6 protein-coding genes are annotated in these 14653 nt (G+C 63.5%); all 6 read left to right on the top strand.

The window, feature by feature from the left end; translation table 11 throughout:
• Positions 1 to 59 precede the first annotated feature (59 nt).
• Entirely contained in the window at positions 60 to 4184 is a 4125-nt protein-coding gene (rpoB, locus tag N2602_RS24700; RefSeq protein WP_124157675.1) for a DNA-directed RNA polymerase subunit beta, read from the top strand.
• A 129-nt stretch (positions 4185 to 4313) separates the two neighbouring features.
• Positions 4314 to 8510 (top strand): DNA-directed RNA polymerase subunit beta', encoded by a 4197-nt coding sequence (gene rpoC, locus N2602_RS24695; protein ID WP_212254946.1) that lies wholly within the window; start codon positions 4314 to 4316, stop codon positions 8508 to 8510.
• 193 nt (positions 8511 to 8703) lie between these two features.
• Positions 8704 to 10758 carry an FAD-dependent oxidoreductase gene (locus N2602_RS24690; RefSeq protein ID WP_260379730.1) on the top strand — a complete coding sequence of 685 codons (2055 nt, stop codon included), beginning with the start codon at positions 8704 to 8706 and terminating at the stop codon, positions 10756 to 10758.
• Positions 10759 to 10891: 133 nt separating this feature from the next.
• Positions 10892 to 12889 (top strand): ABC transporter ATP-binding protein, encoded by a 1998-nt coding sequence (locus N2602_RS24685; protein ID WP_260379729.1) that lies wholly within the window; start codon positions 10892 to 10894, stop codon positions 12887 to 12889.
• An 886-nt stretch (positions 12890 to 13775) separates the two neighbouring features.
• Positions 13776 to 14147: a 30S ribosomal protein S12 gene (gene rpsL / locus N2602_RS24680; protein ID WP_007603006.1), complete on the top strand. Its 372-nt coding sequence runs from the start codon at positions 13776 to 13778 to the stop codon at positions 14145 to 14147.
• A gap of 15 nt (positions 14148 to 14162) precedes the next feature.
• Entirely contained in the window at positions 14163 to 14633 is a 471-nt protein-coding gene (rpsG, locus tag N2602_RS24675) for a 30S ribosomal protein S7 (RefSeq protein WP_018647239.1), read from the top strand.
• Positions 14634 to 14653: the final 20 nt, after the last annotated feature.

Raw genomic sequence — 14653 nt, 5'->3', positions numbered from 1 at the left:
GGTGGCAGCCGCGTTCCGGACGGTGCGCCCAGGGCGGGCGACGAAAATGAGAGGCCACGATGGCGCAGCAGACATTCACCGGTCGCAAACGCGTTCGCAAGTTCTTCGGACACATCAAGGAAGTCGCCGAGATGCCGAACCTCATCGAGGTTCAGAAGGCGTCCTATGACCAGTTCCTGATGGTGGACGAACCCCAGGGCGGACGTCTCGACGAGGGTCTGCAGGCGGTGTTCCGCTCGGTGTTTCCGATCTCCGACTTCTCGGGCACCTCGATGCTGGAATTCGTCCGCTACGAGTTCGAGCAGCCGAAATACGACGTCGACGAGTGCCGTCAGCGCGGCATGACCTTCGCTGCGCCCCTCAAGGTGACGCTGCGCCTCATCGTGTTCGATATCGACGAGGAAACCGGCGCGAAGTCGGTGAAGGACATCAAGGAGCAGGACGTCTACATGGGCGACATCCCGCTCATGACTATGAACGGCACCTTCATCGTCAACGGCACAGAGCGCGTCATCGTCTCGCAGATGCACCGTTCGCCCGGCGTGTTCTTCGACCACGACAAGGGCAAGACCCATTCCTCGGGCAAGCTGCTGTTCGCCGCCCGCGTCATCCCGTATCGCGGCTCCTGGCTCGACATCGAGTTCGACGCCAAGGACATCGTCTATGCGCGTATCGACCGTCGCCGCAAGATTCCGGTGACGTCGCTGATGTTCGCCCTCGGCCTCGACGGCGAGGCGATCCTGTCCACGTTCTACAAGAAGATTCTCTACAAGCGGACCAAGGAAGGCTGGCGCGTTCCGTTCGACGCCAACCGCTTCCGCGGCTACTCCACGGTCAACGACCTGATCGATGCCGACACCGGCAAGGTCGTGCTCGAGGCCGGCAAGAAGCTCACCGTCCGCGCCGCCCGCCAGCTCCAGGAAAAGGGGCTGAAGGCGCTGCGCATGGCCGATGAGGAGCTGGTCGGCAACTACGTCGCCGAGGATCTTGTCAACCCCAAGACCGGCGAGATCCACGCCGAGGCCGGTGAGGAGATCACCGACAAGCTGATGAAGGCGCTCAACGAGCAGGGCTACAAGGAGCTGCCGCTGCTCGACATCGACCACGTCAATGTCGGCCCCTACATCCGCAACACGCTCTCGGCCGACAAGAACATGACGCGCGAGGACGCGCTGTTCGACATCTACCGCGTGATGCGTCCAGGCGAGCCGCCGACGCTGGAATCGGCGCAGGCCATGTTCCAGTCGCTGTTCTTCGACGCCGAGCGCTACGACCTCTCCGCGGTCGGCCGCGTCAAGATGAACATGCGCCTCGACCTCGATGCGCCCGATACCCAGCGCACGCTGCGCAAGGAGGACATCCTCTCCGTCATCAAGACGCTGGTGGATCTGCGCGACGGCAAGGGCGAGATCGACGACATCGACCATCTCGGCAACCGCCGTGTGCGTTCGGTCGGCGAGCTCATGGAGAACCAGTACCGCATCGGCCTGTTGCGCATGGAGCGCGCGATCAAGGAGCGCATGTCCTCGGTCGACATCGACACGGTCATGCCGCAGGACCTGATCAACGCCAAGCCGGCGGCCGCCGCGGTGCGCGAGTTCTTTGGCTCCTCGCAGCTCTCGCAGTTCATGGACCAGACCAACCCGCTCAGCGAGATCACCCATAAGCGCCGCCTCTCGGCGCTCGGACCGGGCGGTCTGACCCGCGAGCGCGCCGGCTTCGAGGTGCGCGACGTGCATCCGACGCATTACGGCCGCATCTGCCCGATCGAGACGCCGGAAGGTCCGAACATCGGCCTGATCAACTCGCTCGCGACCTTCGCGCGCGTGAACAAGTACGGCTTCGTCGAGACGCCGTATCGCAAGGTCAAGGATGGTCGTGTCACCGACGAGGTCGTGTACCTGTCGGCGATGGAGGAAGGGCGCTATTCCGTGGCCCAGGCCAACGTGCCGGTCGACGCCAAGGGCCGCTTCACCGAAGACCTCGTGGTCTGCCGTTCGAGCGGCACCCGCGACGTCGTGCCGATGACGCCCGACAAGGTCGACTACATGGACGTCTCGCCGAAGCAGCTCGTTTCGGTCGCCGCGGCGCTGATCCCGTTCCTCGAGAACGACGACGCCAACCGCGCGCTGATGGGCTCGAACATGCAGCGCCAGGCGGTGCCGCTGGTTCGCGCCGAGGCGCCGTTCGTCGGCACCGGCATGGAGGGCGTGGTTGCCCGCGACTCGGGCGCTGCGATCGCGGCGCGCCGTTCGGGCGTGATCGACCAGATCGACGCGACCCGCGTCGTCATCCGCGCCACGGAAGATCTCGATCCGACCAAGTCGGGCGTCGATATCTACCGCCTCATGAAGTACCAGCGCTCCAACCAGTCGACCTGCATCAACCAGCGTCCGCTGGTGAAGGTCGGCGACATCGTCAAGAAGGGCGACATCATCGCCGACGGTCCCTCGACCGATCTCGGTGAGCTCGCTCTGGGGCGCAACGTGCTGGTCGCGTTCATGCCGTGGAACGGCTACAACTTCGAAGACTCGATCCTGCTCTCCGAGCGGATCGTGAAGGAAGACGTCTTCACCTCGATCCACATCGAGGAGTTCGAGGTGATGGCCCGCGACACCAAGCTCGGACCCGAGGAAATCACCCGCGACATTCCGAACGTCTCGGAAGAAGCGCTGAAGAACCTCGACGAAGCCGGTATCGTCTACATCGGCGCGGAAGTGCGCGCCGGCGACATCCTGGTCGGCAAGATCACGCCGAAGGGCGAAAGCCCGATGACGCCGGAAGAGAAGCTGCTGCGCGCCATCTTCGGCGAGAAGGCCTCCGACGTCCGCGACACCTCGCTGCGCGTTCCCCCGGGCGTGCAGGGCACGATCGTCGAAGTGCGCGTGTTCAACCGCCACGGCGTCGACAAGGACGAGCGTGCGCTGGCGATCGAGCGGGAGGAGATCGAGCGCCTTGCCAAGGACCGCGACGACGAGCAGGCGATCCTGGACCGCAACGTCTACAACCGTCTTGCCGAGCTGCTCGAGGGGCGGCAGGGCATTGCAGGTCCCAAGGGCTTCAAGAAGGACACCAAGATCACCCGCGCGGTGCTCGAGGAGTACCCGAAGTCGCAATGGTGGCTGTTCGCTTCGCCGAACGACAAGCTGATGGCCGAGATCGAGGCCATGCGGAAGCAGTACGACGAGTCGAAGAAGGGGCTGGAACAGCGCTTCCTCGACAAGGTCGAGAAGCTTCAGCGCGGTGACGAATTGCCGCCCGGCGTGATGAAGATGGTCAAGGTCTTCGTCGCGGTGAAGCGCAAGATCCAGCCCGGCGACAAGATGGCCGGCCGCCACGGCAACAAGGGCGTGGTGTCGAAGATCGTGCCGATCGAGGACATGCCGTTCCTCGAAGACGGCACGCATGCCGACATCGTGCTCAATCCGCTCGGCGTGCCTTCGCGCATGAACGTCGGACAGATCCTCGAGACCCATCTCGGCTGGGCCTGCGCCGGCCTCGGCAAGCGTATCGGCCAGACCGTCGATGCGTACCTGTCGAAGCAGGACATCAAGCCGCTGAAGGAAACCTTGAAGAAGGTCTACGGCGAGGACGAGACCATCAAGTCGCTCAACGACAACGAGCTGCTCGAACTCGGCCATAACCTCAGCCGCGGCGTGCCGATCGCAACCCCGGTGTTCGACGGCGCCAAGGAAGCCGACATCGAGGAGATGCTGAAGCTGGCCGGTCTCGACGCTTCGGGTCAGTCGACCGTCTATGACGGCCGCACCGGCGATCCGTTCGATCGCAAGGTGACGGTGGGCTACATCTACATGCTCAAGCTGCACCATCTGGTCGACGACAAGATCCATGCGCGTTCGATCGGTCCGTACTCGCTCGTCACCCAGCAGCCGCTGGGCGGCAAGGCGCAGTTCGGCGGCCAGCGCTTCGGCGAAATGGAGGTGTGGGCGCTCGAGGCTTACGGCGCGGCGTACACGCTCCAGGAGATGCTGACGGTGAAGTCGGACGACGTCGCCGGCCGTACCAAGGTGTACGAGGCGATCGTGCGCGGCGACGACACGTTCGAGGCCGGTATTCCGGAATCGTTCAACGTGCTGGTCAAGGAAATGCGCTCGCTCGGCCTCAACGTCGACCTGCACAACTCCAAGATGGGACCGGCGCCGACGTCGGAAGCGGCCGAGTAATTCGACCTGTCATGCCCGGCCTTCGCGGCCGGGCATCGGCGCCCCGCCCGAGGCCTTGAGGGCAGGGCGCCGTGCAGAAGTGATTTTCGAATTTGCGGCCGGAGGCGACCGGCACGCGAGGAGAAGACGATGAACCAAGAAATTATGAATCTCTTCAACCCGACGACGCCGGCTCAGGTCTTCGACCAGATCCGGATCTCGATCGCGTCTCCAGAGAAGATTCTGTCCTGGTCCTACGGCGAGATCAAGAAGCCGGAGACCATCAACTATCGCACCTTCAAGCCCGAGCGCGACGGCCTGTTCTGCGCCCGCATCTTCGGGCCGATCAAGGACTACGAGTGCTTGTGCGGCAAGTACAAGCGCATGAAGTACAAGGGCATCATCTGCGAGAAGTGCTCGGTCGAGGTCACGCTGTCGCGCGTCCGGCGCGAGCGCATGGGCCATATCGAGCTCGCAGCCCCCGTCGCCCACATCTGGTTCCTGAAGTCGCTGCCCTCGCGCATCGGTCTCCTGCTCGACATGACGCTGAAGGATCTCGAGCGGATCCTCTACTTCGAATATTACGTCGTGCTCGAGCCGGGCCTCACCGCGCTGAAGGACCGTCAGCTGCTGTCGGAAGACGAGTATCTGAAGGCCCAGGACGAGTACGGCCAGGACAGCTTCACCGCCATGATCGGCGCCGAGGCGATCCGCGAGCTGCTCAAGGGCATGGACCTCGAGAAGCTCGAGGCCTCGCTGCGTGCCGAGATGCAGGAGACCGACTCCGACATCAAGCACAAGAAGCTCGCCAAGCGCCTGAAGATCGTGGAAGCGTTCCGCCATTCCGGCAACAAGCCGGAATGGATGATCATGACCGTGATCCCGGTGATTCCGCCGGACCTGCGTCCGCTGGTGCCGCTGGACGGCGGCCGCTTCGCGACCTCTGATCTCAACGACCTCTATCGCCGCGTCATCAACCGCAACAACCGCTTGAAGCGGCTGATGGAGCTGCGCGCGCCCGACATCATCATCCGCAACGAGAAGCGCATGCTTCAGGAAGCGGTCGATGCGCTGTTCGACAACGGCCGCCGCGGCCGCGTCATCACCGGCGCCAACAAGCGTCCGCTGAAGTCGCTCGCCGACATGCTCAAGGGCAAGCAGGGCCGCTTCCGCCAGAACCTGCTCGGCAAGCGCGTCGATTATTCGGGCCGTTCGGTGATCGTGGTCGGTCCCGAGCTGCGCCTGCATCAGTGCGGCCTGCCGAAGAAGATGGCGCTCGAGCTGTTCAAGCCGTTCATCTATTCGCGGCTCGACGCCAAGGGCCTGTCCACCACCGTGAAGCAGGCCAAGAAGCTGGTCGAGAAGGAACGGCCCGAGGTCTGGGACATCCTGGACGAGGTGATCCGCGAGCATCCGGTGCTGCTCAACCGCGCACCGACGCTGCACCGCCTCGGCATTCAGGCGTTCGAGCCCGTGCTGATCGAGGGCAAGGCGATCCAGCTTCACCCGCTGGTCTGCTCCGCGTTCAACGCCGACTTCGACGGCGACCAGATGGCCGTGCACGTTCCGCTGTCGCTCGAAGCGCAGCTGGAAGCGCGCGTCCTGATGATGTCGACCAACAACATCCTGCATCCGGCGAACGGCCAGCCGATCATCGTGCCGTCGCAGGACATCGTGCTCGGCCTGTACTACGTCTCGATCATGCGCGAAGGCCTGCCCGGCGAGGGCAAGGTGTTCGGCGACATGGCCGAGCTCGAGCACGCGCTGCACGCGAAGGTCATCCACCTCCACACCAAGATCAAGTACCGGTGGGAGGGCATGGACGAGACCGGCAAGGTCTCCAAGCGCTGGATCGAGACCACCGCCGGCCGCGTCATGCTCGGCAATCTGCTGCCGAAGAACCCGCGCATCTCCTACGAGATCATCAACAAGCTGATGACCAAGCGCGAGATCTCCGGCGTCATCGACCAGGTCTACCGCCACTGCGGCCAGAAGGAGACGGTGATCTTCTGCGACCGCATCATGGCGCTCGGCTTCTACAACGCGTTCAAGGCCGGCATCTCGTTCGGCAAGGACGACATGGTCGTGCCGCACGGCAAGTGGAAGATCGTCGACACCACCCGTACGCTGGCGAAGGATTTCGAGCAGCAGTACAACGACGGTCTGATCACCCATGGCGAGAAGTACAACAAGGTCGTCGACGCCTGGTCGAAGGCCACCGAAGAAATCGCCAAGGCCATGATGAAGGAGATCTCCGCCACCAAGAAGACGGCGAGCGGAGCCGACGCCGACATCAACTCGATCTACATGATGGCTCACTCCGGTGCCCGCGGTTCGCCGGCCCAGATGCGCCAGCTCGCGGGCATGCGCGGCCTGATGGCCAAGCCGTCGGGCGAGATCATCGAGACGCCGATCATCTCGAACTTCAAGGAAGGCCTCTCGGTGCTCGAGTACTTCAACTCGACCCACGGCGCTCGCAAGGGCCTCGCGGACACCGCGTTGAAGACCGCGAACTCCGGCTACCTGACCCGTCGTCTCGTCGACGTGGCGCAGGACTGCATCATCACGCAGAGCGACTGCGGCACCAAGCTCGGCATCAAGATGCGGGCCATCGTCGATGCCGGCACCGTGGTCGCCTCGCTCGGCTCGCGCATCCTCGGACGCACGGCCTGCGAAGACGTCCGTGATAGCTCCGGCCAGGTGATCGTCAAGCGCGACACGCTGATGGAAGAGAGCCACGTGGATGCCATCCATCAGGCAGGCATCCAGGAGGTGAAGATCCGCTCGGCACTGACCTGTGAGCTCGTCAACGGCATCTGCGGCAAGTGCTACGGCCGCGACCTCGCCCGCGGCACGCCGGTCAACCACGGCGAAGCGGTCGGCGTCATCGCGGCGCAGTCGATCGGCGAGCCGGGCACCCAGCTCACCATGCGCACCTTCCACATCGGCGGTGCGGCGCAGCTCAACGAGCAGTCCTTCGTCGAAGCCAACTTCGACGGCAAGATCGTGATCAGGAACAAGGCCATCGCCCGCAACAGCGAAGGTCACCTGATCGCGATGGTGCGCAACATGGTTGTCGCGATCGTCGATGCCGACGGCACCGAGCGTGCGACGCACCGTATCCAGTACGGTTCGCGCCTGCACGTCGACGAGGGCGACATGGTCAAGCGCGGCCAGCGCATCGTCGAGTGGGATCCCTACACCCGTCCGCTGCTCACCGAGGTCGAAGGTACCATCGGCTTCGAGGATCTGGTCGAGGGACAGTCGATCTCGGAAACGCTCGACGAGGCCACCGGTATCGCCAAGCGCGTGGTCATCGACTGGCGCTCGACGCGCGGCGGCTCGGACCTGCGTCCGGCCATCGTGATCAAGGGCAAGGACGGCAAGGTGCTCAAGCTCGCCCGTGGCGGCGACGCCCGCTACATGCTGTCGGTCGACGCCATTCTCTCGGTCGACATCGGAGCCAAGGTCCAGCCGGGCGACATCCTCGCCCGTGTCTCGACCGAAAGCGCCAAGACGCGTGACATCACCGGCGGTCTGCCGCGGGTGGCGGAACTGTTCGAGGCTCGGCGCCCGAAGGATGCGGCGATCATCGCCGAAATCGCGGGCACCATCCGGTTCGGGCGCGACTACAAGAACAAGCGTCGCATCTCGATCGAGCCGATGGACAAGACCGACGAGCCGCGCGAGTACCTGATCCCGAAGGGCAAGCACATCCACCTTCAGGACGGCGACGTCGTCGAAAAGGGCGACTTCATCGTGGAAGGCAACCCGGCGCCGCACGACATCCTTGCGGTCAAGGGCATCGAGGAGCTCGCGGCCTATCTGGTCAACGAGATCCAGGAGGTCTACCGGCTGCAGGGCGTGCTCATCAACGACAAGCACATCGAGGTGATTGTCCGTCAGATGCTCCAGAAGGTGGAAGTCACCGACCAGGGCGACACGGACATGATCTCCGGCGAGCAGGTCGACAAGATCGAGTTCGACGCGCTGAACGAGAAGGCCAAGGAAGAGGGCAAGAAGCCCGCCACGGGAACGCCGGTTCTGCTCGGCATCACCAAGGCGAGCCTCCAGACCCGCTCCTTCTTCTCGGCGGCATCGTTCCAGGAGACCACCCGCGTCCTCACCGAGGCGGCGGTCAACGGCAAGATCGATCCGCTCGAAGGCCTCAAGGAGAACGTCATCGTCGGCCGGCTGATCCCGGCGGGCACCGGCGCCTCCATGGCCAAGATCCGCGAAGTCGCCATGAAGCGCGACAAGCTGATCCTGGACGAGCGCGAGAAGCAGGCCGCCGTCGTCTCGCCGGCGCCGGAAGCCGAGCTTCCTGCGCTGCCGCCTGCGGAATGATCGTTCATCCGTAGGAATACCGAGGACAATGAAAAGGCCGGCTTTTGCCGGCCTTTTTGCTGCTTTCTTTGCTTGCTGCGATGCAGGATCGCCCTTTGTTCATCTTTCCTTCAGCCGCAAAAGCGCTTCTGCTAAGGCGACTTAGACCGGTGGTCCCGTGAAGGGGGCAGGGCCGGAAGACCACGGAACTCTCATGCTTGATCTTGCAATCGTAGGCGGCGGCCCCGGCGGGCTGATGAGCGCCTGGTACCTGAAGCGCAAGCTCGGCGACCTCTGCCGCGTCACCATCTACGAGGCCTCCGACCGGCTCGGCGGCAAGATCGTCACGCGCAAGTTCGATTCGGCGCCCGCGATGTACGAGGCCGGCGTTGCCGAGATCTACGACTACTCGATGACGGGCCCGGACCCCTTGCGCGAGCTGATCCAGCATTTCGGACTCCAGACCATTCCGATGGATGCCGAGCAGGTCCAGTTCGGCGGTGAGCTGCTCAACGACGTTCCGGGCATGCGCCGCAAATACGGCGCCAAGACTGCGGCCGCGATCGAAGCCTTCCGCAAGCGCTGCGCCGAGGTGATGTCGCCGGTGGAATATTACGAGGGCGTCGGCGCGCACGACAACGAGCATCCCTGGGCCTACAAGACGGCCGAGCAGGTGCTCGACGAGGAGGTCGAGGACGCCACCGCAAAGCGCTTCTTCAAGGTGATGGCGCGCTCCGACATCGCGACCGAGAGCCACAACACCAACGGCCTCAACGCGCTCAAGAACTATCTGATGGACGTCGACGGCTATATCGGCCTCTATTCCATCCAAAACGGCAACGAGCAGCTGATCGAATGCCTGCAGTCGGAGGTCAATGCCGACATCCAGCTCAATCACCGCGTGCTCACCGTCGGCAAGGCGCCGACCGGCCGCTACCAGCTCAAGATGATGAACGGCAAGGGTCCGGAGACGCGCGACTTCGATCTCGTGCTGGTCTGCTTGCCGCATTCCTGGCTCGCCACCATGGGGTGGGAAGGCGAGCAGCTGCGCAAGTCGATGGTCAAGCACGTCTCATACTTCGACCGGCCCGCGCATTATTTGCGCGTCTCGATCCTGTTCGACGAGCCGTTCTGGGGCGACAGGATTCCGGGCGCATGGTTCATGTCGGAAGCCTTCGGCGGCTGCTGCGTCTACAACGAGGGCGCACGTCACGACGTCGGCAAGCATGGTGTTCTGAACTGGCTTATTCCCGGCTCCGACGCGCTGGCTTTTGCCAATCTGTCGGACCAGGAGCTGATCGATGCCGCCCTGAAGTCGCTGCCGGCCTCTCTCGGCGACGCGCGTCTGCACTTCATCGAAGGCAAGATCCATCGCTGGCTGTCCTCGGTGAACGCGCTGCCTGGTGGCTTGCCCGTGCGCGACGTCATGACCAATCACCGGCCCGAGCCGAAGGAGCACCCCGGCATCGTGGTGGTCGGCGACTATCTGTTCGATTCGACGCTGAACGGCCTGCTCGATTCCTCGGACGCGGCGACCGACATCATCCTGACCGAGATGATGCGCCTGCGCCGCGAACGCGCGCAGAGCGAGAAGCCGCTCTCTGACAAGATCGATCGCGATTATTTCGAGAACTATCGCGGCCTCGGCCCCTATCACCAGGCGTGGCGGCACTTCACCGATCCCGACTACCTGACCAAGCTGATCGGCATCGTCTGGGGCAAGGCGGCGGGCGCCAAGCTGCTCATCGCGGGCTCCGCCAGCGGCGAACTGGTCGGCGCGCTGCGCGATCGCGGCATCGATGCATGGGGAATCGAGAACAACCGCGTCATCCATGCCAAGACGCCGAAGGCGCTGAAGAAGTACAACAAGCTCGGCTCGATCACCGACATGCCGTTCAAGGACGGCACGTTCGACTTCGTGTTCGAGACCAGCCTCTGCCACGTTTCCCCGAAGCAGGTGGTCCGCGCCATCCGCGAGTTCAACCGCGTGGTCAAGACCGGCCTCGTGTTCGGCTCCATCACCTCGGACATGGCGCCGGCATTGATCGATCGCTACGACCTCCTGCGCGGGGTCAAGAAGCTCGGCACCTGGTGGGAATGGTCCGAGCTGTTCTTCGGCAACGGCTTCGACCTGTCGATGCACCGCAAGGATTGCACCGATGCGCTGTGGGAGGCGACACTCGCCGCCAACAAGGGGCCGGGGCAGTGGTACGCCGACGCGGACAGCTTGCGCTATTCCTTCTTCGACAAGGTCGAGGACGAGGACTAGTCCTGGGGAAGGGAAACGAATTCGCCAATTGTTTTGCCGAATTCATCCTGATCGCATAGAATCGGTGCAATAGCGGTTGCCGCTATTCCTGCGTTCTCTGCGGTCATGCCGGCCGTCAGCATCGGTTGGTTTCATGGCGTCCAAACCCCTCCCGCCCGACAAACAGAAGCTCGCCGCGGAAGAAGCGGCCGAGCTCGACGACAAGCTCGCCCTCGCCAAGCCGGGCCTCGACGAGGACGACGACGATGAGGCGGATGACGAGCTTGAGCTCGAGGACGACAACGAAGAAGACGAGGACCTCGTCGTCTTTACCGCGCGCGAAGCTGCCGGCGCCCTCGCGACCATCGTCGGGTTCGTCAAGCCCTATCTCTCCAATTACAAGCGGATGCTGTCATTCGTGGCATTCGGCGTCGTGATCGAGACGTTGTTCAACGTCATCATGCCGCTCAGCCTCAAGTTCCTGATCGACGATGCGCTCGGCGAGGAGGATTTTCAGGCGCTCTACAAGATCCTCGGCGTGCTCGCCGTCGCCGGCATCTTCACCTCGATCGTTGCGGTCTGGTACGAACGCTGGGACGCGCGCCTTGCCGCTTGCATCATCTCCGATGTCCGCAAGCGCCTGTTCGAGCACGTTCAGGATTTGCCGGCGGCCTATTTCGGCCGCACCAGGCGCGGCGAGATCCTGTCGCGCTTCTCGGTCGATCTCTCGGCCTTCGAAGGGGCGGTCAAGACGTTCGCCAACAGTGCCGCGCTGCCGTTCCTGGAGCTGATCGCCGGCATCATCCTGATGGTCTTCCTCAACTGGCAGCTCGCCGTCGTCGCCCTGCTGGTGTTCCCGATCACGCTGATCGGCCCCCGGATCCTGACGCCGAAGGCGGTGCAGGCCAATTACGAGCAGAAGCTCAACGAATCGGCGCTGCTCGGCCTGGTGCAGGAGAACGTGGCGGCCCAGGCGGTGATCAAGGCGTTCAGCCTGCAACGCAAGATGTTCGGTTTCTTCACCTTGCGCAACGACGAGACCCGCAACAGGATTGCCTCGGCCACATTCCTCTCGACCATGGTGGAGCGGACGGTCACCATCTCGGTGCTCCTCCTGCACCTGGTGGTGCTCGCGATCGGCGCCTATCTGGCGACCAAGGGCCAGATCACCATCGGCACCTTCGTCACCTTCGAGAGCGCGTTCTGGGAGGTCTCCTACAACATCGCCCATGTGATGCATTTCATTCCGGTGTCGATCTCCTCGGCCGCCGCGATCCGTCACATCCAGGAACTGCTCGACGAGCCGACCCGCGGGGCCGATCGTCCCGGCGCGCCGGACCTGCCGCGCATCACCAACGACATCACTTTCGATCACGTCACCTTCCAGTACGAGGGCAGCCAGACGCCGGTGCTGGACAATCTCAGCCTCAAGCTCAATGCCGGCAAGCGCATCGCGATCGTCGGTCCGAGCGGCTCCGGCAAGAGCACGCTGCTCAATCTGATCCTGCGGCTCTACGTGCCCGACGAAGGCCGCGTCGCCATCGACGGCGTCGACGTCCGCAAGGTGACGCTGGACTCGCTGCGCCGGAGCATGGCGGTGGTGTTCCAGGAGAACATGCTGTTCAACATGTCGATCCGCGAGAACATCCGGCTCGGCAAGGAGGGCGCAACCGACGAGGAGGTGGAGGAGGCCGCCAAGAAGGCCGAGATCCACCGCTACATCATGAGCCTGCCGCAGCGCTACGACACGCCGGTCGGCGAGCGCGGCGATACGCTGTCGGGCGGCCAGCGCCAGCGCATCGCGATCGCGCGCGCGATCATCCGGAACCCCTCCGTGCTGCTGCTGGACGAAGCCACCTCGGCGCTGGACCAGACCACCGAGGCCGCGATCAACCGCACGCTGCTCAAGGTCGCCAAGGGCCGCACCATGATCTGGTCGACCCACCGCCTGACCTCGGTGGTCGAGATGGACGAGATCATCGTGATTTCAGGGGGCAGAGCGATCGAGCGCGGCTCCCACGCCGAGCTGCTCGCCAAGAACGGCACCTATCGCAAGCTGTGGAACGATCAGATCCACCAGCCCCACGGCACCGCAGCTCACGCCGCCGACGACCGCGACGATGACGACGAGGACGACGACGAGGAGGACTGACCGGGCCGTAGCGAGCCCGTGATTCCGGTCCGTGGCGCGCGGGCCGAACCTGGCGGCGAGTTCTTCGATTCGAAAACCCGGTCAGATGGCTCTCATGCAGACGGGCCGGGCCGTCGAAAAGCGCGTGCAGCCGACACCGCCGTTGTCGGTCGGACCGGACCACCCCACGCCGATCATGGTGATGTTCGTCGCGGATTGCTGCTGACGCGGAGAGATTAACGCGCCTCAATGCATTTCGAGCACAAAAGCCCCTCGTCGCCGATAATAAAGTTTCTTTTTGTCCGGATATAAATTGCTTGTGGGCTGGCGAATTGGAGACTTAGGTCCGATATTGGGGGCGGCGCGGCGAGGGCGGCAAACAGCGATTTTGGCAAGCGCATGAAGCGCTTTGTGACTGTCGTTTCACCTTGACTTGACCGATTCTCACTTATAGAAAGCGCCTCACTTAACGACAGGCGGTGAGCATCGCCAGCGTCGGAACGGGCCACCCGTTGATCCCCAAAGACTAGATCTGCCAGGGGTCGCAAAGACGGGCACCAACCTCGACGAATGCCGCTCAAACGCTGTCGATCATAGCTAGGCAATGCCAGTGCGACTTTAGTTCTCTCGAGCACGTTCTCTTGAGATCGAATTCGGATGCATGACCTCAGTGTGCGGGCCGCGGCATTGCGCTGAACGGCTTCAAGACTGCGGTCCTCTGTGGCGTCGAAGCGCTTTCCGCTCGTTGATGGAGCGGTTGGCGCAATTTCGCTTTGCGTGGGTTATTTCGCGCAAGGTGGCCTCCTCGGGCGGGTTGGCTCGAACAGAATTTGCGGACCCGGTGAACGGGCCGCGGCAAGACAGCGGACCCGAGAGGGGCCGCGGCAGAAAAAGGGTGAAGGCCAGTATGCCGACGATCAACCAGCTGATCGCTCAACCGCGGGAAGTGCAGAAGTCGCGCAAGAAGGTGCCGGCGCTGCAGCAGTCGCCGCAGAAGCGTGGTGTTTGCACGCGCGTCTACACCACGACCCCGAAGAAGCCGAACTCGGCGCTTCGTAAGGTTGCCAAGGTGCGCCTGACCAACGGCTTCGAGGTGATCGGCTACATCCCCGGCGAGGGCCATAACCTCCAGGAGCACTCGGTGGTCATGATCCGCGGCGGCCGCGTCAAGGACTTGCCGGGCGTGCGCTACCACATCCTCCGCGGCGTTCTGGATACCCAGGGCGTCAAGAACCGTAAGCAGCGTCGTTCGAAGTACGGCGCCAAGCGTCCGAAGTAAGCGGGAACCAAGCCTATGTCTCGTCGCCACTCTGCGGAAAAGCGCGAAGTTCTTCCGGATCCGAAGTTCGGGAACATCATCGTCACGAAGTTCATGAACTCGGTGATGTACGCCGGCAAGAAGTCGGTTGCGGAAGGCATCGTCTATGGTGCGTTCGGTATCATCGAATCCAAGACCAAGCAGAACCCGCTCGGCGTGTTCGAGCAGGCGCTCGAGAACGTCATGCCGACCATCGAGGTTCGCTCCCGCCGCGTCGGCGGCGCGACCTACCAGGTTCCGGTCGAGGTTCGCTCGACCCGCCGTCAGGCTCTCGGCATTCGCTGGCTGATCGCGGCTGCGCGCGAGCGCAACGAGAAGACGATGACCGAGCGGCTCTCGGCGGAGCTCTTGGACGCATCGAACAACCGGGGGAACGCCGTCAAGAAGCGCGAAGACGTGCACCGCATGGCGGAAGCCAACCGCGCCTTCTCGCACTACCGCTGGTAACGGCGACACACTCGGACTCG

This window comes from Bradyrhizobium sp. NC92 (genome assembly GCF_025200865.1).
GTDB lineage: Bacteria > Pseudomonadota > Alphaproteobacteria > Rhizobiales > Xanthobacteraceae > Bradyrhizobium.
This window is presented reverse-complemented; position numbering and strand designations above follow the sequence as displayed.

Bases quoted from the DNA above. Each gene is read 5' to 3' on its own strand.
- N2602_RS24685 (WP_260379729.1), top strand. From the start codon at position 10,892: ATGGCGTCCAAACCCCTCCCGCCCGACAAACAGAAGCTCGCCGCGGAA.
- rpsG (WP_018647239.1), top strand. From the start codon at position 14,163: ATGTCTCGTCGCCACTCTGCGGAAAAGCGCGAAGTTCTTCCGGATCCG.
- rpoB (WP_124157675.1), top strand. From the start codon at position 60: ATGGCGCAGCAGACATTCACCGGTCGCAAACGCGTTCGCAAGTTCTTC.
- rpsL (WP_007603006.1), top strand. From the start codon at position 13,776: ATGCCGACGATCAACCAGCTGATCGCTCAACCGCGGGAAGTGCAGAAG.
- N2602_RS24690 (WP_260379730.1), top strand. From the start codon at position 8,704: ATGCTTGATCTTGCAATCGTAGGCGGCGGCCCCGGCGGGCTGATGAGC.
- rpoC (WP_212254946.1), top strand. From the start codon at position 4,314: ATGAACCAAGAAATTATGAATCTCTTCAACCCGACGACGCCGGCTCAG.